Origin of the sequence: Gracilibacillus ureilyticus (assembly GCF_900111195.1) — a bacterium.
GTDB classification, from domain to species: Bacteria; Bacillota; Bacilli; order Bacillales; family Amphibacillaceae; genus Gracilibacillus; species Gracilibacillus ureilyticus.
This window is the reverse complement of the sequence record NZ_FOGL01000001.1, coordinates 118,108-138,877: the sequence shown is the minus strand read 5'-3', so window position 1 is coordinate 138,877 and position 20,770 is coordinate 118,108. Positions and strand designations below refer to the sequence as shown.

Sequence of the window (20,770 nt, the reverse complement as noted above, 5' to 3'; positions counted from 1 at the left end):
GTCGAACAAAAAATCATTTTATAATTAGCGCACTTCCAAATTGGTTGCAGCTCTTTCCAGTTCAGGAAAAGAATCGATAAGTGAGAGGGATTGCTGTAATACCTTCTCATTTATTACCTTTGAATCCGATACTGTCACAACAGCAAGTTTAGCCCGTTGCCACAAGTTCTGATAGTCTATTTCGGCAACTGCAATATTTAATTCCTTTCGAAGCCGATTCTTTAATTTTAGAAGTATCGACCGTTTATCTTTTAATGAATGGCATTCATAGAGAAAAACTTCTACTTCTGCATAGTAAATCATTAAACTTCGATTTCCTCCATTACATAGGCCTCAATTATATCGCCTTCTTTAATATCATTATAATTCTGGATGGTGATCCCACATTCATAATTTTGCGCTACTTCTTTGACATCATCTTTGAAACGTTTTAATGTGTCAATTTCACCTTCATAAATAACTACACCGTCACGAATTAATCGAACACCGGCATCTCTTGTAATTTTACCATCTGTAACATAACCTCCGGCAATTGTCCCAATTTTTGATACTTTGAAAATTTCCCGGACTTCTACCTGGCCAATTACTTTTTCTTCAAACTCTGGGTCCAGCATCCCTTTCATTGCTGCTTCCACTTCTTCAATTGCTTTGTATATTACTCGGTGTAAGCGGATTTCCACATTTTCTGAATCTGCTGCTTTCTTAGCGTTAGTATCTGGGCGCACATTAAATCCAATTACAATTGCATTGGAAGCTGATGCTAAATTAATGTCTGTTTCTTTAATTGCCCCAACACCTGTGTGGATAATATTTACTTTAACACCTTCTACATCGATTTTCTGCAGTGATGCTGCCAATGCTTCCACAGATCCTTGTACATCGGCTTTGAGAATCACATTGATATCTTTAATTTCACCTTGCTTAATTCTTTCAAACAGGTCATCCAGACTCACTTTTGCTTTGTCACCACGTTTTTCTTCAATTTCTTTTTGCTGTCTCAATTCACCTATTTGTCGTGCCTGTTTTTCATCTTTAAATACAACAAAACGGTCACCCGCCAGAGGAACCTCATTTAGACCAGTGATTTCCACAGGTGTTGATGGACCAACCTGCTTTACACGCTTACCAAGGTCATTGACCATTGCACGTACACGGCCAAAGGTGTTTCCCACAACAATCGGGTCCCCTACTTTTAGTGTTCCATTTTGGACTAGTAATGATGCAACAGATCCTCGTCCTTTATCTAATTGTGCTTCAATCACTGTCCCATCAGCTAAGCGGTCGGAATTTGCTTTTAATTCTTCTACCTCAGCAACAAGCAGAATCATTTCTAACAGATCATCAATTCCTTCACCTTTCAGTGCAGATAACTGAACGAAAATTGTTTCGCCACCCCAATCTTCCGGAATTAATTCATACTCTGTTAATTCCTGCATTACACGATCAGGATTTGCACCTTCTTTATCTATTTTATTAACCGCTACAATAATTGGCACTTCTGCTGCTTTTGCATGGTTAATCGCTTCGACTGTTTGAGGCATTACTCCATCATCCGCTGCGACAACAAGGATTGCGATATCCGTAATCTGAGCCCCTCTTGAACGCATGCTTGTAAACGCCGCGTGTCCGGGAGTATCAAGAAATGTGATCTTTTTATTATTTGCTTCAATTTGATATGCCCCAATATGCTGGGTAATTCCACCCGCTTCCCCTTCTGTAACTTTTGTGTTACGGATAGAGTCAAGCAGTGTAGTTTTCCCATGGTCAACGTGCCCCATAATTGTAACAACTGGTGGCCGCTCTTTTAATTTTTCAGGATTATCTTCTTCTATATATGCAGAAAGGTCTGCTTGGTCAATTTCCACTTCCTGCTCTACTTCTACCCCATATTCACCGCAAATTAACTCAACAGCATCCTCATCCAAATCCTGGTTTTTAGTAGCCATAACACCTAAAAACATTAATTTTTTAATAATCTCATTTGTTTCTTTATTTAATTTTTCTGCAAGCTCTCCTACATTAATAGTACCCGAATAAGTAATCTTGGTAACAGGAGCTGATTCACTCTGTTTCGGTGATTGCTGCTGATTAGCCTGATTATTGGTTCCTTGTTTCTTTCTATTGTTGTTCTGTTTGTTATTAGGTTTTGCCTGTTTTTTATTCGTTGAATTTTGATTTTGCTTTTTATCCTGATTTTTAGGTTGGAAAGCAGCATCTAATTTTCCAATCATATCATCCGAAATCGTTGACATATGATTGGAAACAGGCTGATTTAATTCCTTAAGTTTCTCAATAACTTCTTTACTTGATTTGTTCACTTTTTTTGCATATTCGTATACCCGTACTTTTGACATACGTTCACCCCCGATTATTGTTAGAAAGCAGCTCAATTAATTTCTTTGCAAAACCATGCTCATTAACCGAAACAGCTACTCTTCCGATCTTACCAATTGCCTGCGATAACGTGTCACGATCATCAATAAAATAATATGGAATATGATAATAACTACATTTATCTGTTAACTTCTTTTTTGTCTGGTCACCAATATCGTTTGCGATGAGAACTACTTTTGACCTTTTTGACTGTATTTCTTTAATGATTTGTTCTTCACCGAATGTACACTTGCCAGCCCTTGTAGCTAAACCTAGAATATTTAAATATTTCTTAGAATCGCTCATTTAGTTCCCTTCTACTTCCGCAATTAATTGTTGATATATTTCACTTGGAATCGCGATATCCAGCTGTCTGTCCAATGCTTTTGTCTGCTCTGCTTTCTTGATTATATCCACATCTCTGGACAGATACGCACCTCTGCCATTCTTTTTGCCAGTAGGATCAACAAATATTTCTCCGTCTTTTGTTTTCACTACTCTTATAAGAGATTTTTTTGGGACCATTTCCTGTGATACTACACATTTTCTTAGTGGAACTTTTCTTTGTTTAGACATATGAAATCCCCCTTATTTAAATAAATCTTCGTCCATTTCTTCAAAGGATTCTTCATAGTCAGCGGAGTCATCGTAATCAAGAGTATCTATATTTTCTTCTCCGTCTTCCTCTGTCAAAAGACCTTCATCTTTTGCTTCTGATTCACTCTTTATATCAATTTTCCATCCCGTTAACTTGGCAGCTAACCTGGCATTCTGCCCGCGTTTTCCAATTGCCAGTGACAACTGATAATCTGGAACAATAACAGTTGTTGCTTTATTTTCGTCGTCTACAATTACCCGGACAACCTTTGAAGGACTTAAAGCATTGGAGACATATACTACCGGATCCTCTGACCATTCCACAATATCTATTTTTTCACCTTTTAGTTCATCAACAATTGTTTGAACACGCTGGCCTTTTTGGCCAACACATGAACCAACCGGATCTACTTCCTCGTCTCTTGCGAAAACAGAAATTTTAGAACGGTCACCAGCTTCCCTTGCAACTGATTTTACTTCGACAGTACCATCATAAATTTCTGGTACCTCCATTTCAAATAAACGCTTTAACAGTCCTGGATGTGTTCTTGAAACAAATATATTTGGTCCTTTACTCGTATTTTCTACTTTTGTAACATATACCTTAATTCTGTCATGAATATTATATGTTTCTGATGGAATACATTCTGACTCGGGTAATTTAGCTTCTATCTTTCCTAAATTCACATATATAAAGCGACCGTCCATTCGCTGGATCGTCCCATTCATAATATCATCTTCACGATCGATGTATTCGTTATAAATTATACCTCTCTCTGCTTCACGAACCCGCTGTGTAACTACCTGTTTCGCAGCCTGAGCAGCAATACGGCCGAAGTCTCTTGGGGTCACTTCAATCTCCACTACATCTCCAACTTCATAGGTTGGACTGATCTGATGAGCCTCATCTAACGACAGTTGCTGTTGCGGGTCATCTACTTCTTCCACAATTTCTTTTTGGGCAAAAACAGCCATCTTACCTGCTTCTTCATTTAAATCAACTCTGACATTTGTGGCAGATTTAAAATTTTTCTTATAAGCGGAAATAAGTGCAGCTTCTAATGCTTCAATAAGTATGTCTTTATTTATTCCTTTTTCTTTCTCCAAAAAATTAATTGCCTCAAACAATTCCTTATTCACAATTTCTCCCCCTTTTATTTAAAAAATGACAGCTAAATGCGCTTTAGCAATTTTCTCGTATGGTATTTCTACTTCTTTTGTTTTTGTTTTATCTTTATACGAAATTTTCGCAATATTGTTATCAAATTGAAGTAATTTCCCTGTAAATTCCTTTTCACCGTTTATCGGTTCATATAACTTAATATACACATTCTCACCAGTGTATTTTACAAAATCGTCCTCTTTTTTCAACGGACGTTCTACTCCCGGTGAAGACACTTCAAGAAAGTAAGCACCCTCAATTGGATCTTCCTCGTCCAGTCTGGCACTTAACTTTTCAGAAACAATCCCACATTCTTCAATATCAATTCCACCGTCTTTATCAAGATACACGCGTAAAAACCAGTTTTTTCCCTCTTTTTCATATACTACATCTACTAATTCCAAAGAAAGTTCATCTAAAATAGGTTGGAGCAGTTCTTCCGTCTGTTTTGCTATATTTTGACTCATTGCTAAGCCTCCTTTTATATCCACATTTTCACTGTTTTCTTCATTGGTGTTTTTATTTTTCCCTGAAAGGTTTATACCTACACCTAGTTGTTTAACCCAAGATGAAATATAAATCCCTTGCCAGAATTGGCAAGGGATTGTGTTAAACCCTATGACGTAGATGTACCTACGAAGAAAGAGTGGGGTTTTCCCACTCTTCGAAAGATCAATCAAATAAAATCTGTATAAAATATAACATGATTGGAGAAAAGATGCAAGAGTTTTGATTGAGCAGCTTTCTAGAATAGAGATAACTGATTCTTCTCTTCCATTCCTTCAAGACATCCGTGCTGATCTAAATATTCCAAAACAGTTTTGGAAATTCTGCTTCTTTCACGTAAATCTTCTTTTGATAAAAATTCTCCGTCTTCCCTGGCTTTTGCGATATTTATAGCAGCATTTGTCCCTAAACCATCAACAGCATTGAAAGGAGGTATGAGTGAATCTCCCTCTACGATGAATTCTGTAGCAGAAGATCTGTAAAGATCCACTTTTTGAAAATGAAATCCTCTTTCATTCATTTCCAGAGCAAGCTCTAAAACAGTTAATAAATTCTTCTCTTTCGGTGATGCATCATTTCCTTTGGCAATGATATCTTTAATTCTGTTTCGAATGGCTTCAGAACCTTTCACCATTGTATCCAAGTCAAAATCATCCGCCCTTACTGTGAAATAAGCAGCATAGAAGAAAATTGGATAATGAACTTTAAAATAGGCAATTCGAATTGCCATCAGTACATACGCTGCGGCGTGCGCTTTTGGGAACATGTACTTTATTTTTTTACAGGAATCAATATACCAGTCAGGGACGTCATGTTTCTTCATCTCTTCAATCCACTCATCCTGCAATCCTTTTCCTTTTCGGACAAACTCCATTATTTTAAAAGCAAGGGAAGGTTCCAGTCCCTTATGCATTAAATAAACCATAATATCATCACGGCATCCGATTACGTCGGGTAATTTGCAGATACCATCATTAATCAGGTCCTGAGCATTACCTAGCCAAACATCCGTACCATGACTTAACCCAGAGATAATTAAAAGTTCCCCAAAGGTTTTTGGTTTCGTGTCTTCAAGCATTTGCCGAACAAATCTAGTACCAAATTCGGGAACACCTAATGTTCCAGTCTTGCACATTATTTGGTCAGGAGTCACTCCTAGTACTTCTGGTCCGGAGAATATCTTCATCGTTTCCTGATCGTCCGTAGGAATCGTCTGTGGATCAATTCCACTTAAATCCTGTAACATTCTTATTACTGTAGGATCATCGTGTCCCAGTATATCTAATTTTAATAAATTATCATGAATTGAATGGAAATCGAAATGGGTAGTGCGCCATTCGGAATTCCTGTCATCAGCAGGGTATTGAATTGGTGTAAAATCATAAATTTCCATATCATCTGGTACAACAATAATCCCACCAGGGTGCTGGCCGGTAGTTCGTTTTGCACCAGTACATCCTTTTACCAGACGATCAACTTCCGCATTCTTAATTACCATGTCATGATCACCCGCATAACCTTTCACATAACCATATGCTGTTTTTTCAGCAACGGTCCCAATTGTTCCGGCACGGTAAACATTATCTTCCCCAAATAACACTTTCGTATAATTATGTGCTCTTGGCTGATATTCCCCCGAGAAATTCAAATCAATATCTGGTACCTTATCCCCTTTGAACCCTAGGAACGTTTCGAACGGGATATCTTGTCCATCTTTCTTATAAGGAGTTTGGCATTCAGGACAGTTCTTGTCAGGTAAATCAAATCCACTACCAACAGACCCATCGTTAAAGAATTCATTATGCTTACAGTTAGGACAAACATAATGTGGCGGCAAAGGATTAACTTCTGTAATCTCAGTAAATGTCGCAATTAATGAGGACCCTACAGAACCACGGGAACCAACTAAGTAGCCATCATTTAAAGATTTTTTTACTAATTTATGAGAAATTAAGTAAATGACAGCAAATCCATGGCCAATTATACTCTTTAGCTCTTTCTCAATTCGCTTTTCGACAATTTCCGGCAGTGGGTCACCATATATAGACTTAGCAAAATTATAGCTTAAATCACGGATTTCCTGTTCAGCACCGTCAATATTTGGAGTATATAAATCATCCTTTATCGGTTTCACATCGTCGATTTCATCAGAAATTAACTGTGGATTTTTGATAACAACTTCAATCGCTTTTTCTTGCCCTAAGAAGCTGAAGGCATCCAGCATTTCATTGGTAGTCCTGAAGTAAGTGTTTGGCAACTTCTGTCGATTTAATGGATTACCGCTTTGTGATGCAATTAATATTTTCCGATAGATCTGATCATTTTCATCCAAATGATGGACATTACCAGTTGCAACACATATTTTTCCTAAACGCTCAGCCATGTCAACTAGTTTCCTCAAAATATCGAGCAGCTGTGCCTCATTCTGAACGAGCTCCTTATCAACTAAATGGACATAATTGGCAGGTGGCTGTACTTCAATATAATCATAAAATTTTGCCACTTTTTCTGCCTGATCAGCAGATTTCTGCATCATTGTTTCAAACACTTCACCTTTATCACATGCCGTACCTACAAGAATTCCTTCCCTCAGCTGCTGTAATTTGGATCTCGGAATTCTAGGGACCCGGTAAAAATAATCAATGTGAGCAAGGGAAATAAGTTTAAAAAGGTTTTTTAAGCCGACTTCATTTTTTGCCAGCAAAGTAGCGTGAAAAGGACGAGATCTCTGATAACTGTTACCTTCGCCCATATGCTTATTAAATTGATTATGATTAGTTATTCCTTTCTCATGAGACAATTTGATAAATTTCCATAGGAGATAACTAGTTGCTTCTGTATCATAAATAGCTCGGTGGTGTTGTGTTAACTCAATATCGAGCTTTTTACACATTGTATTCAGACGGTGGTTTTTCATGTCAGGGAATAAAAAGCGTGCCAGTTCCAGTGTATCAATTACAGGGTTACTCGCTTCTTCCAGTCCTATTTTCTTGAAACCTGTATTAATAAAACCCATATCAAAATCAGCATTATGTGCAACTAAAATATGATCCCCCATCCATTTTTGGAAATCTGTTAACACTTCCTCTACTTCCGGAGCGTCACGGAGCATATCGTCTGTTATATTAGTTAAATTAATAATCGTTTCGGTCAGTGGCTTGTGCGGGTTTGCAAATGATTCAAAGCGGTCAATAATCTCTCCGTTTTTTATCTTTACTGCAGCTAATTCAATTATCGTATCATATACTGCTGAAAGTCCTGTTGTTTCCACATCAAAGACTACATATGTTTCATCAAATAACTCTCTGTCCTGCACATTATAAGCAATCGGCACACCGTCATCGACAATATTTGCCTCGACACCGTAAATCACTTTTACTCCATGCTTTTTCCCTGCACCATAGGCTTCGGGAAAAGCTTGTGCTACAGCATGATCAGTTATAGCTATCGCTTTATGTCCCCATTTAGCAGCTTGTTCGACAAGCTTAGATGCAGAAACAACAGAATCCATTTGACTCATAAGGGTATGTGCGTGCAGTTCAATACGTTTTTCACCGTCCATTCCATGATCTTCACGCGATTTGGCTTTTACTTCCTGAATATCTTTTGCCATCATTGTAAGCTCATTGGAAAACGTATCTGTTTGTATCATACCTTTTGTTTTTAGCCACATTCCTTGTTTTAACTGCTTAAACTTTTCAACATCCTGGTCACCTTTTGAGAACATTTTAATTTGAAAAGAGTCTGTGTAGTCAGTCATTTTCAGCATTAATAAATGCCTTCCTGAACGTAGTTCACGTATTTCTGCATCAAACAAATATCCTTGGAACACTACATTTTTCTCTTCCTCAATAATATCTCTCATTTGAACAGGCTCTTCTTTGACAGGATAGCCAATCATTACAGGGCCACTGCTTTTCTCGTCTTTATTATCCTTGGACCGCTCTGCTTGCTGCTTAAAAGCTTCCTCCACCCGCTTTTTATCCTCTAATGCTTTTTCCTGTTGGAATCTTTCAATTTCATCCTGTTGTTCAACTACATCTATTTGGATCATTCTCTTAGTTAAACCGACATGTCTGGAAAATTCATCAAACCTTTTCTGAAGATCTTGCATTAAAGATTGGCGTTCAATATCATTGCTTGTAGTTAACATAATATTATTATCGTTAAATAATGGTTTCTTATTCTCAAGAACTCTGTATTTTGGTGATTCATTAATAAGTTCAGACAAGAAAATGAACCAGTATTTTGACCATTCATTTTCTTCCAAAGCAGTATTTTCTGCAGAGAACTTCCATGAGACCTTTGCGATAGAGGAAAAAGCATCTGTTAGCTTTAATACAAATAACTGATAAACATCTGCTGGAAGTAACTTTTCCAGCCGAAATGAAAACTGCCAGACCTTTGTTTGTCTGAATACTTCAAGTTTCTCAATCATCCCATTCTGTAAATACTTATTTTTCATGTCATCTGGTATGCCAATTTGCTGCATCAGTAAATTAAATCTCTCTCTGTTCGTACTGTCCATTCGCTTCACCCCTTTACGAAATGGTAATTCCCTTGCCACATTAATAGTAGACAAGGGAATAAATTATTGGTATTTTACAGCTGTTCTGTTAATAACTGATTAATTTTATCAATTAATTCTGTTTCATGTACGTCGAATTGCTCGCCAGATTTGCGTAATTTACATTCTACATATCCTTCATTTGCCCGTTTTCCAACAGTAATTCTTAAAGGTAAGCCAATAAGGTCGCTGTCCGCAAACTTAACACCAGGTCTTTCTTTTCGGTCATCAAAAAGAACAGATATATTGTTAGCTTTTAATTTTTGATAAATAGACTCTGATAATGCATACTGCTCGTCATTTTTAGGGTTCACTGCAATTAAGTGAACATCATATGGTGTTACCTCTTTCGGCCAAGTGATTCCATTTTCATCATGGAACTGTTCAACAATTGCAGCAATTGTCCGGGATACACCTATGCCGTAGCAACCCATTATCATTATATCTTGTTTGCCTTGTTCATTTAAATATGCAGCACCTAACTTATCTGCATAAATATTTCCCAATTTAAAAACATGTCCAACTTCAATCCCTTTTGCAAATTGAATGGTACCCTGACCATCTGGAGAAGGGTCTCCCTCCTGGATAAAACGTAAATCCTCGTAACGGTCAATCTTAAAATCCCGCTCCGGATTCACATTAATATAATGCTTACCAGTTTCATTGGCACCACAATATCCATTTACTACAGCGGCAACAGCATGATCTGCTATTACATCAATGTCCTTAACATTAACAGGTCCTAAGGAACCAACCTCTGCGCCTAGCAATTGTTTAGCCTCTTCTTCTGTAGCCAGCTCGACATTCGCTGCATTGAATGCATGTTTTAATTTAATATCGTTTATCTCATGGTCACCACGGGATAATACTAATACAAATTGTTCGTCAACTTTAAATAATAATGTTTTAATCCCTTTATCTGTTGGCTGCTGAAGAAAATCAGAAACCTCCTGCATCGTTTTTGCATTCGGTGTATCTACTTTTTCTATTTCTGCTAAAGGCTCCGTACTTTTTTCATATTGTACATTTACCGGGGCCATCTCAATATTTGCGGCAAAATCTGAAGAATCGGAATAGGAGATTGTATCTTCTCCAATCTCAGATAACACCATAAATTCATGGGTATCCTTCCCTCCAATTGCACCTGAATCAGCGATAACCGCCCTGAAATTGAGTCCGCATCTCTTAAAGATGTTGGAATAAGCTGTAAACATTTTATCATAAGCTTCATTTAAACTTTCCTGTGAGTCATGAAAAGAATAAGCATCCTTCATAACAAATTCACGACCGCGGAGCAAACCGAATCTCGGTCTTTTTTCATCACGGAATTTTGTCTGGATTTGATAAAGTGTTAGCGGCAGTTTTTTATAACTCTTGACTTCATCCCGAATTAAACTTGTAATAACCTCTTCATGTGTTGCTCCTAATGCAAACTCCCGATCGTGGCGGTCATTTAAACGCATCAATTCCGACCCGTAGCTATACCAGCGACCTGTTTCCTTCCATAAATCTGCCGGTTGAAGTGCCGGCATTAACATTTCAACTGCTCCTGCTTTTTCCATTTCCTCACGAACAATTTTTTCAACATTTTTTAACACTTTATTTCCTAATGGCAAAAAACTGTACACACCTGATGCGGTTTGTCTAATATATCCAGCTCTAACGAGCAATTGGTGACTTTTTATCTCAGCATCTGCAGGTACTTCTTTTAAAGTAGGAATCAATGTTTGACTATGCTTCATTTCTGCATTCACCTCAAATTTTTTATATAAATAATATTCTTGGAGATAACCCTTGAATGGCAATATATTATACAAATATTACAACCTGGAATATCTCCTGTACATCTATACATATCCGATTAAACGTCCTGCTGTTTTCTATAAGAAGAGACGCTGAATATCATTCCATGTTACAACAATCATTAATAACATAAGTAAGGCAAATCCGACAAAGTGGACAACCCCTTCTTTCTGCGGGTCAATTGGTTTGCCTCTGACAGCTTCAATCCCCACAAAGAGCAGCCTTCCGCCATCCAGTGCTGGCAATGGAACTAAATTCATTATTCCTAAGTTCACACTCAGAATCGCAGTCCACATCATAAAATTCAGAAAGCCGGTCTGGACTACCTGATCTGTAGCATCATAAATACCAACAGGCCCTGAAAGCATGTCTATGGAAAATTGACCAGTGATAAGCTTACCTAAATTTGTTATGATTAATGTTGACCATTCATATGTTTCCTGTATGCTATATGGAAATGTTCGTAGAAAGGATTTTTCCAGTGCCAACGTTACACCTGCCTGGCCAATCTCCCCTTGTTCTGTTTCGATCGCTGCTGGAACAATTTCCAAGGAAACTTCTTCGCCATTTCTTAAAACAACCATATCTACCTGCTCATCAGGACTAGACTGAACAAACCTTTCAAAGTCATTCCACTCACTAACGCTTTGACCATTAATTTCAATTACTGTATCATCCTTTTGAAATCCAGCTTCTTCTGCAGGACTGTTCTCAATAACCGAACCAATCTTTATCTCATCTGCCGGTATACCTTGAATAAAGCCAAGAATTAGAAATATAACGATCGATAAAACAAAATTCATCATTGGACCGGCAAATAACTGCATCCCGCGCTGGCCAAGTGTTTTTGATGCAAACTGACGATTATATGGAGCGATTTGCGTAGCCTTTTCATCCATTATAAAATGAGCTTTTTCATCAACCTGGAAGGAGTACGGGCGTTCCTCACCCACTTCATAACCTTCAATCATAAGTTTATGATCTAAATCAATATTTTCTACTTCAATTACTAGGCAATCAGGATGTTTATCTTTATTGTTTACGATAATTTGATTAACCTTCTCATCCTCATTAAACGTAACACCAATATGCTGTCCTGGTTTTAATTCAATAATTTCCGGATCTTCTCCAGCTACTCTGACATATCCGCCCATAGGCAGCAGTCTGATGGTATAAAGTGTTTCATTTTTAACTATTGAGAATATCTTCGGCCCGAAACCTATCGCGAATTCTCTTACTAACATCCCAGCTTTTTTTGCAAAAATGTAATGACCAAACTCATGGACGAACACAAGCAGGCCAAACATCAAAATAAAAGCGATAATTGTATTCAAATAAGCACACTCCTCCCAAATTTACTTCACAAGCTACCGGAAATATTCCTAGCTTTCATTCTAGTTTCCTTGTCAATTGACTGAATCGTTTCTAAATCAGGGTTTGTAATTACATCATGGTTCTCCAGCATTTTTGCAACGAGATGCTCAATTTCCAGAAAGTTAATTTTTCCTTTTAGAAATAACTCTACTGCCACTTCATTAGCCGCATTCAGGACTGCAGGCATTGTACCACCCGTTTTCCCTGCCTCATATGCATACTTTAAACATGGAAATCTGCTAAAATCCATTTCTTTAAAATGTAATTTACTTATCTTTGCTAAGTCCAGATGCTCAGATTGCGGCAATTTCATTCTCTCAGGGTAGGTTAAAGCATACTGAATCGGCACTCGCATATCCGGTGTTCCTAACTGTGCGATCACACTATAATCGACAAATTCCACCATTGAATGGATAATACTCTCCTTATGCTGAATAACCTCAATCTTCTCATAAGGTATATTAAACAGCCAATGGGCTTCTATTACTTCCAGCCCTTTATTCATCATTGTTGCAGAATCGATTGTGATTTTTGCACCCATACTCCAGTTAGGATGGTTTAATGCATCCTCTACTGTAACGTTTTTAAGCTCGTCCCTGGATTTATCACGAAAACTCCCACCAGATGCTGTTAGTATAATTTTTTCGATTTGTTGTCTGGATTCACCATTTAATGCTTGAAAAATAGCAGAATGTTCACTGTCAATTGGAAGTAAATTCACCTGATGTTCTTTAGCCTTATTCATTACTAAGTGACCTGCAGTTACCAATGTCTCTTTATTGGCAATGGCAACTTGCTTCCTTTGTTCAATTGCAGACAATGTCGCTTTTAAGCCAACACTCCCCATCACCGCATTCACCACAACGTCGGTCTTGTGGTGTGTACTTATTTCCTCTAGAGCTGTCTCTCCTGCAATTATATTATGGTTACCTGAAAGGAAGGAGTTTAAATGTTGTTTAACCTGATCGTTTTTAACTACAATCCATTCTGGTCGAAACTTTTTAATAATCGGCAAAGCTTTTTCAACATTTTCTCCAAAAGAAATCGCAAATAAACGAAACTGTTCAGGATGCGCCTCTATTACATCTAATGTCTGAACCCCGATTGAACCTGTAGCACCTAATAGTGTTATATTTTTCATTAATCAAACGCCCCAATATAAGTAGTCTATGAGATAAATTGAATAAAATGCAATAAGGGAAAAACAAATAGCCAGCTGTCAAAACGGTCTAATATTCCGCCATGACCTGGAAGAATTTTTCCTGAATCTTTTACATCGTAATGCCTTTTAATTGCAGATTCCACCAGATCTCCAATTTGACCAAAAATGGAAGCTAACACTGTGACAATAATCACTACAACTAATGATTCATGAACGGGGTAAAAGATTTGATAAACAATTGCTACAATACAAGCAACTGCAATGCCTCCAACAGCTCCTTCTATTGTCTTATTCGGACTGATTTGAGGCCAAAGTTTATGTTTCCCAATTGCCCTGCCAAAGAAATATGCACCTGTATCTGTTGCCAGTATGATTAGAATAGCATAAAAAATATAGACAAGACCACTCTCTACTGCTCTTGTTTCCATAAAGTAATAAAAACCAAGCCCCACATATATCGAAGACAATAACAGAAATCCCGCATCCTCAAAAGTGAATTTGTTTTTGACCAATACAGTATATGCCAGTAATAATAAGACAAAAAACATAATTAACTCTAATCTTTTAGAAAAAAAGATGCTCTCACCTTGATAAAGCAATCCCCATAAGAGGAAAATGGTCAGAATTGTCGGTATAGGGTACGATGTTGTCTTTCGCATATGTAATAACTCGACTAAACCAATTGTCGCAATAACATACATAATAATTTGAAATGGCCAGTTTCCTATAAATACAATTGGAAAGAAAATTAATATCGCAAGAATTGCTGTAATTATTCTAAGTTTCAAAATTATTCACACCTTAAATTCCGCCATAACGACGTTTTCTTTTCTGGTAATCATTAATTGCTTGCTCAAATTCATCTTCATTAAAATCGGGCCAGAGTGTATCAGTAAACCACAATTCCGAATAAGCAGACTGCCACAGCAGGAAATTACTTAACCTTAATTCTCCGCTTGTTCTGATCAACAAGTCCGGGTCTGTTAAGTGGGAAGTATATAAATGTTCAGCAATCGTATCCTCCGTAATTTCATCAATGGAATAATTTCCATGTATTACTTCTTTATAAATTGATTTTACTGACTGGACAATTTCAAATTTACTGCCATAATTTATGGCAATATTAAGAATTAACCCGGTATTACTCTCTGTTTGTTCAATTGCTCTCATTATAGCCGACTTAGTATTACCAGGTAAATCATCGACCTCACCAATTGTCTGGATTTTTACATTTTCCTCCATCAACTCCGGTAGGTAATGCTGAAGAAAATCAATAGGTAATTTCATTAGAAAATCAATTTCTGATGTGGGCCTTTTCCAGTTTTCTGTAGAAAAAGCATAAAGTGTTAATATTTTTATACGAAAATGATTAGCGATTTTAACAATTCTTTTTATGTTATCCATACCTTCACGGTGTCCTGCAATTCTGGGCAAACCTTTCTTTTGAGCCCAGCGTCCATTACCATCCATAATAATTGCAATATGTTCGGGTATCTTTTCGAACGAATTATGTATTTCTTTTGAATCTTTATTTGTACTTTTATTAGTAAAAGGAAGTTTAAACAAAGCCATAAATATTTCCTCCAATGGTTCTCTATTTTATAGTTATCATATAGAGACTTTCTGTATAGTATTCCTGCTAAACTATTAACACCATTTAAAGTGGAAAAACCCTCTTCTGAAAGAGGGTCTGTTTCACTCAACTTCATTTTACATGTTTTTTGTTTAAACTTCCATAATTTCTTGTTCTTTTTCTTTTGTTAGCTGGTCAATCTTTTTAATATTATCATCGGTTAATGTCTGTACATCATCTTGAAAACCTCTTAATTCATCTTCTGTAATGTCCCCGGATTTCTCGTTCTTCTTCAATTGGTCATTTGCATCTCTACGAATATTTCTAATCTGGACTTTGGATTCCTCCGCAAATTTACCAACAACCTTTACCAGTTCTTTTCTTCTCTCTTCTGTTAATGGCGGGATGTTCAATCGAATAACATTCCCATCACTTGATGGAGATAAACCTAAATCAGCTTTTTGAATTGCTTTTTCAATTTCTCCAATTGAAGATTTATCAAATGGAGTAATTAATAACAATCTCGCTTCCGGAACAGAAATGGAAGATAGCTGATTAAGTGGAGTTAATGCGCCATAGTATTCTACTTGCACACTGTCTAAAAGTGCAGGATTTGCTCTCCCTGCTCTGACTGTTGCTAAGTTCTTCGAATACGCTTTAACTGCCTGATTCATTTTATCTTTTGCTTCATTTAATACAGCTTGTGACATAATCAATTCCCCCTAATAATTGTTCCTATATTTTCACCTGTTACGGCTTTTTTAATATTACCTTCTTCTGATATAGAAAATACCAGCAATGGAATGTTATTATCCATGCACAGTGAAGAAGCAGTTGAGTCCATGACACCTAAACCTTCATTCAATATTTCCAGATAGGATAACTGGTCATATTTTGTTGCGTTTTTGTCAATTTTCGGATCTGCTGTGTAAACACCATCTACATTGTTTTTAGCCATTAAGATAACATCTGCCTCAATTTCTGCAGCTCTTAGAGCAGCTGTTGTGTCTGTTGAAAAATAAGGATTTCCGGTACCAGCTGCAAATATAACTACGCGTTTCTTTTCCAGATGTCTAATAGCTTTTCTGCGGATGTATGGTTCTGCAACTTGGCGCATCTCAATCGATGTCTGAACTCTTGTTGGTATACCCTGGTTCTCCAGACTATCTTGTAATGCTAAAGAATTCATGACCGTTGCTAACATCCCCATATAATCAGCATTTGCACGATCCATCCCCATTTCACTTCCAACCTTGCCGCGCCAGATATTTCCACCGCCGACAACCACTGCGACTTCCACACCTAATTCCACCACGTCTTTTACTTGTTTGGCAATCGATTGGATAACGGATGGTTCTATACCAAATCCCTGTTCTCCACTTAACGCTTCACCACTTAATTTTAAAACAATTCTCTTGTAGTTAGCACTAGTCATAATTACCTCCATTTATGTATTAATTATAATAAAAAACATCTTTACCTGTCTATTAAAAACTAAGAATACCGTTCTATTCCCTTAGTATTTACCAGTTCAGCTATATTTTTTCAAAGAAAAGGGACACAATGTGTCCCCTTTTCTTTGAAAGTATAATTACTTTTGATTAACTTGGCTCATAACTTCTTCAGCAAAGTTATCTTCGCGTTTTTCAATTCCTTCGCCAACTTCATAGCGAACAAAAGCAGTTACTTCTGCATTATTATTTTTTACAATTTGCTTTACTTTTTGATCAGGATCTTTAACGAAGCTTTGCTCTAATAAACAAATCTCTTCAAAGAATTTATTTAAGCGGCCTTCTACCATTTTTTCTACAATGTTAGCAGGTTTCCCTTCATTTAATGCCTGTGTTTTAAGTACTTCACGTTCTTTTTCAATATCTTCTGCAGAAACCGCATCACGTGAAAGATACTTAGGGTTTACTGCAGCAACATGCATTGCAACATCTTTCGCAATTTGCTCATCATTTGTTCCTTCAAGAACAGTTAATACACCGATTCTGCCACCCATATGAGTGTAGGCACCAAATGCATCATTATCAGATTTTGCAAATGTCGTAAAACGACGAAGTGACAATTTTTCGCCAATTTTAGCAATGTTGCTGTTGATGAATTCTTCTACAGATTCACCGTCACCGTTTAGAGGTTGTTTTAAAGCTTCCTCAACTGTTTCAGGTTTTTGACTGAGGATATGTTTAGCTAATTGCTTTAACAATGTCTGGAATTGCTCATTTTTTGTTACAAAGTCTGTTTCACAGTTAACTTCAAGAAGGACAGCAGTATTTCCGTCTACTTCTACATATGCAGAACCTTCTGCTGCAATACGGTCTGCTTTTTTAGCAGCTTTTGCGATACCTTTCTCACGAAGATAGTCAATTGCCTGATCAATGTTACCATCAGTTTCTTGAAGTGCTTTTTTACAATCCATCATTCCAGCACCAGTTTTTTCTCTAAGCTCTTTTACTAATTTTGCAGAAATTGCCATAATAAATTCCTCCTTGATTATTGTATATCATATATTGCTTAAAAAAAGGTGATAAAAGGTCCCCCTCTTATCACCCAAAACCTTCTTACTCTTCTACCGCTTCAACTTCTGCTTCTTCAGCAACTTGTTCTTCAGCTGCTTCTTCCGTAACTTCACCTTGTTTCACTTCTAAAATAGCATCAGCCATTTTAGCAGTCAACAATTTCACAGCACGAATAGCATCGTCGTTAGCTGGGATTACATAATCAATTTCATCCGGATCACAGTTCGTATCAACAATACCTACGATAGGGATGTTAAGCTTGTGTGCTTCTGCAACTGCAATACGTTCTTTTCTTGGATCGATAATAAATAGAGCATCAGGAATTTTGTTCATATCTTTAATACCGCCTAAGAATTTAACAAGTCTTTCTTTTTCCTTCAAAAGACCTACTACTTCTTTCTTAGGAAGTACTTCAAACGTTCCATCTTCTTCCATTTTTTCAATATCTTTCAAACGATTAATACGTTTGCGAATTGTTTCGAAGTTTGTTAGCGTACCACCTAACCAGCGTTGGTTTACGAAGTACATTCCTGAACGAATCGCTTCTTCTTTTACAGATTCCTGAGCTTGTTTTTTCGTACCTACAAATAACACAGTTCCATCGTTTTGAGCAATTTCTTTAATGAAATTATATGCTTCTTCAACCTTTTTCACTGTTTTTTGTAAATCGATAATATAAATGCCGTTACGCTCAGTAAAGATGTATTTTTTCATCTTTGGATTCCAACGGCGAGTCTGATGTCCGAAATGCACACCAGCTTCCAGTAGTTGTTTCATTGAAATAACTGCCATGTTTCTTTTCCTCCTAATATTGGTTTTTTTATCCTCCATTTACATCATTAGATAAAAGGACTAAAGTTAGCACCTCTCTCATCTTCAGTAAACGTGTGTATTTAACACCGTTAACAAATATACCATATTGAAACTGGTCAATCAAGCAAATTATTGATTTTTTTGTTGAAATTTCAGCAATAACTCAATTTCTGTTTTGCCTTTGTCCAACTTTCTGGCAATTTCATCAGTTGTATAACCATTTTTAGACAAATGCAGGATCTTAGCTGTATCTGATTGCTCCATAACATCTTCCTGTTCTACATTTGTAAGCGGGGTAAACTTCGCGTAGTTATTTTCTTTCGTAATAGTTTTTTCTTCCTTGAAGGCATTTTTATTTAAATTCTCATCTGAGGGTGCTTGATTATTATATTGTTCCCGTTTTTCCTGGATTGCAAGCAATTCCTTGGTAAAATGTTCATTTTCTTCTCGCATTTCTACTAAATATAAAGCTAATGTGTTTTCCATCTTGTCAATTTGTTCATAAACATTCGCTTCAATATCTTCCATACTCTTCTGCTTTATTTTCATCTGGCGTATAATAATAAGGGTAACGACATGAATAATAAAACTGAATAATAGCAATAAGTTGACCATAATTTACCTTCTTTATCCTGAAAAATCGATTTTATTTCCTAGAAAGGGGTGTTGAACAGTTTCCTGCTCCATTGAGCTCTCTTTCTCATGATCCCCTGTTTCCATATGTATTCCCATGCCTTTTTCTTTTTTGCCATTTTTTAATTGTTCACTGGCCTGCTGTTCAAGTATTCTTTTCCTCTTTTGTGATTCTTCAACTGCTGCCATGTGAGATAACTGCTCTTGTGCTAACCGGCCCTGTTGTTGTAATAAGTCTTGAAGTTTTCCGGCATCCTGTGTTCTTGGTAATGCGACTTGCATTTCAACGGATTTCCAACTCATAAAGATGCCCCCTCATTTTAAAGGACTATAAGGAATCGATCGTAATTTCCATCTCTTTAATATAAGATTTGAAATACTTATATTCTCGAGTTAATTTGCGCGAATATTTACCAAATATAAACTCTACATTATCGAACGCTTTCCCCTTAACTATTACTTCCAAATCTGTATAATTTCCGATGCTATATTGCATTTCATCAATTTCTGCCTGGATATTATTGATTTGTTCAACCGATTTATCATACATATTTCGCTGTTTTAGTAACATAATACGTTCTTTTGCATTAAGATTTCCCAGCTTTTCCTTTTTATCATGTAACTGTTTTCCCAGGAATTGCAATTTCTTTTTATTTTCTGTTAACTTTGCTAATTCCTGTTTGAGAGACTCTAGTTCTTCTCGTTTGTTTTTATTTATGCCGAGAGCCAAAACCGTCTTTGTGTTGGCAAAATTCCCGAGATTGTTGACTACAATCTGCTTTCCGGCTGAACAGGTACCACCAATAATACTACCATTTTCACATAAAATGGATTCCTGGGCAACACATTGACTGTGGAGAATTGATTTTGCTGCAATGAGATTGTTTCCTGCTTCCACACTTGCCTGATTGATATAGTTTGTTTTAATATCACCATCAGCCTGGATGACCGCACTATCCATCCCGGAAATCCCCTCATTTATAAGGATATTTCCTCCTGCTTTCAAATAAGCCCCTTCAACAAGTCCGATAACATGGATGTCTCCCTGTGCTTTAACCTGATAGCCGCTTGGGACATTCCCGCGGATATACACCGAACCTACAAAGTCAATATTACCTGTTTTAAGTGTTATGTCACCATCCAGCTCAAACATATCAAATACTTGAATTAGCTTGTCTGTTACAGATAATTTCCCGTCTTTTTCTGCTATAAACTCGTTTTCATTCAGTTCAACATTTTTGCCGGCCTTTGTTGTCACTTTCTTCCCTTTTCGCTGTTTAATTATGTTACCATACACATCTAATCCGCTTGAACCTTCAGTGGGTGGAACGATTTCTGCTAAAATTGTTCCCTCTGTTACACTTGGGATTTTCTTAACATCTCTAAACGACGTTTTTTCTTTTTCACTTAATTGTGAATCGAATGATAATTTCCAGTTAATGTAGCCATCCTGACCATTTGTGGGTGAAATACCTTCAGCCACTTGAATCACCTGATGCTCTGTTAGTAATAGTTTCCAGTTGGTTTCATCCAGAACAATGAGGTCTGAACTGATTTTTTCTTTCTCTAATAACTGGAATAAATCTTCTATTTCCAGCTCATCCAGTAGTTCACGGTCTAGTAGTTCAATAAATACCTTTAATCGGTCTTTTGCTACCTTTAATCCAACTGCCATTTTTTCCAT

At 36.9% G+C, this 20,770-nt stretch carries 19 protein-coding genes; all 19 read right to left on the bottom strand.

Annotated features, from left to right (window positions below):
* Positions 1-24: 24 nt before the first annotated feature.
* On the bottom strand, positions 25-303 hold the full coding sequence (locus BMW36_RS00710; protein ID WP_089737981.1) for a DUF503 domain-containing protein: 279 nt from the start codon (positions 301-303) through the stop codon (positions 25-27).
* On the bottom strand, positions 303-2,354 hold the full coding sequence (infB, locus tag BMW36_RS00705; RefSeq protein ID WP_089737978.1) for a translation initiation factor IF-2: 2,052 nt from the start codon (positions 2,352-2,354) through the stop codon (positions 303-305). Before infB ends, BMW36_RS00710 begins: the two co-directional genes overlap by 1 nt.
* Before the next feature lie 4 nt (positions 2,355-2,358).
* Positions 2,359-2,679 carry a L7Ae/L30e/S12e/Gadd45 family ribosomal protein gene (locus BMW36_RS00700; RefSeq protein WP_089737976.1) on the bottom strand — a complete coding sequence of 107 codons (321 nt, stop codon included), beginning with the start codon at positions 2,677-2,679 and terminating at the stop codon, positions 2,359-2,361.
* Entirely contained in the window at positions 2,680-2,949 is a 270-nt protein-coding gene (gene rnpM, locus BMW36_RS00695) for an RNase P modulator RnpM (RefSeq protein WP_089737973.1), read from the bottom strand. It lies immediately after the preceding gene.
* Between the two features lie 12 nt (positions 2,950-2,961).
* Positions 2,962-4,110: a transcription termination factor NusA gene (gene nusA, locus BMW36_RS00690; protein WP_089737971.1), complete on the bottom strand. Its 1,149-nt coding sequence runs from the start codon at positions 4,108-4,110 to the stop codon at positions 2,962-2,964.
* Positions 4,111-4,128: 18 nt separating this feature from the next.
* Positions 4,129-4,599 carry a ribosome maturation factor RimP gene (gene rimP, locus BMW36_RS00685; protein WP_089737969.1) on the bottom strand — a complete coding sequence of 157 codons (471 nt, stop codon included), beginning with the start codon at positions 4,597-4,599 and terminating at the stop codon, positions 4,129-4,131.
* Between the two features lie 278 nt (positions 4,600-4,877).
* The gene (locus BMW36_RS00680; protein WP_089737967.1) at positions 4,878-9,167 is read right to left on the bottom strand and encodes a PolC-type DNA polymerase III; all 4,290 of its coding nucleotides are present in this window, start codon (positions 9,165-9,167) and stop codon (positions 4,878-4,880) included.
* A 74-nt stretch (positions 9,168-9,241) separates the two neighbouring features.
* Positions 9,242-10,948: a proline--tRNA ligase gene (locus BMW36_RS00675; protein ID WP_089738819.1), complete on the bottom strand. Its 1,707-nt coding sequence runs from the start codon at positions 10,946-10,948 to the stop codon at positions 9,242-9,244.
* Positions 10,949-11,086: 138 nt separating this feature from the next.
* A complete protein-coding gene (gene rseP, locus BMW36_RS00670; RefSeq protein ID WP_089737965.1) occupies positions 11,087-12,343 on the bottom strand; it encodes an RIP metalloprotease RseP in 1,257 nt (418 codons plus the stop codon).
* 26 nt (positions 12,344-12,369) lie between these two features.
* A complete protein-coding gene (gene dxr, locus BMW36_RS00665; RefSeq protein ID WP_089737963.1) occupies positions 12,370-13,524 on the bottom strand; it encodes a 1-deoxy-D-xylulose-5-phosphate reductoisomerase in 1,155 nt (384 codons plus the stop codon).
* 26 nt (positions 13,525-13,550) lie between these two features.
* A complete protein-coding gene (locus BMW36_RS00660; protein ID WP_089737961.1) occupies positions 13,551-14,333 on the bottom strand; it encodes a phosphatidate cytidylyltransferase in 783 nt (260 codons plus the stop codon).
* Positions 14,334-14,346: 13 nt separating this feature from the next.
* Positions 14,347-15,117, bottom strand: a complete 771-nt coding sequence (locus tag BMW36_RS00655) for an undecaprenyl pyrophosphate synthase (protein WP_089737959.1) — start codon at positions 15,115-15,117, stop codon at positions 14,347-14,349.
* Positions 15,118-15,270: 153 nt separating this feature from the next.
* A complete protein-coding gene (frr, locus tag BMW36_RS00650; protein WP_089737957.1) occupies positions 15,271-15,828 on the bottom strand; it encodes a ribosome recycling factor in 558 nt (185 codons plus the stop codon).
* Positions 15,829-15,830: 2 nt separating this feature from the next.
* Entirely contained in the window at positions 15,831-16,553 is a 723-nt protein-coding gene (gene pyrH / locus BMW36_RS00645; protein WP_089737955.1) for a UMP kinase, read from the bottom strand.
* Between the two features lie 156 nt (positions 16,554-16,709).
* Entirely contained in the window at positions 16,710-17,597 is an 888-nt protein-coding gene (tsf, locus tag BMW36_RS00640) for a translation elongation factor Ts (RefSeq protein ID WP_089737952.1), read from the bottom strand.
* An 85-nt stretch (positions 17,598-17,682) separates the two neighbouring features.
* A complete protein-coding gene (gene rpsB / locus BMW36_RS00635) occupies positions 17,683-18,432 on the bottom strand; it encodes a 30S ribosomal protein S2 (protein ID WP_089737950.1) in 750 nt (249 codons plus the stop codon).
* Between the two features lie 150 nt (positions 18,433-18,582).
* Complete coding sequence (locus BMW36_RS00630; protein ID WP_089737948.1) at positions 18,583-19,068, bottom strand: DUF6115 domain-containing protein; 486 nt, start codon at positions 19,066-19,068, stop codon at positions 18,583-18,585.
* A 12-nt stretch (positions 19,069-19,080) separates the two neighbouring features.
* Positions 19,081-19,389: a hypothetical protein gene (locus tag BMW36_RS00625; protein ID WP_089737947.1), complete on the bottom strand. Its 309-nt coding sequence runs from the start codon at positions 19,387-19,389 to the stop codon at positions 19,081-19,083.
* A gap of 25 nt (positions 19,390-19,414) precedes the next feature.
* Positions 19,415-20,770: a flagellar assembly protein A gene (locus tag BMW36_RS00620; RefSeq protein ID WP_089737945.1), complete on the bottom strand. Its 1,356-nt coding sequence runs from the start codon at positions 20,768-20,770 to the stop codon at positions 19,415-19,417.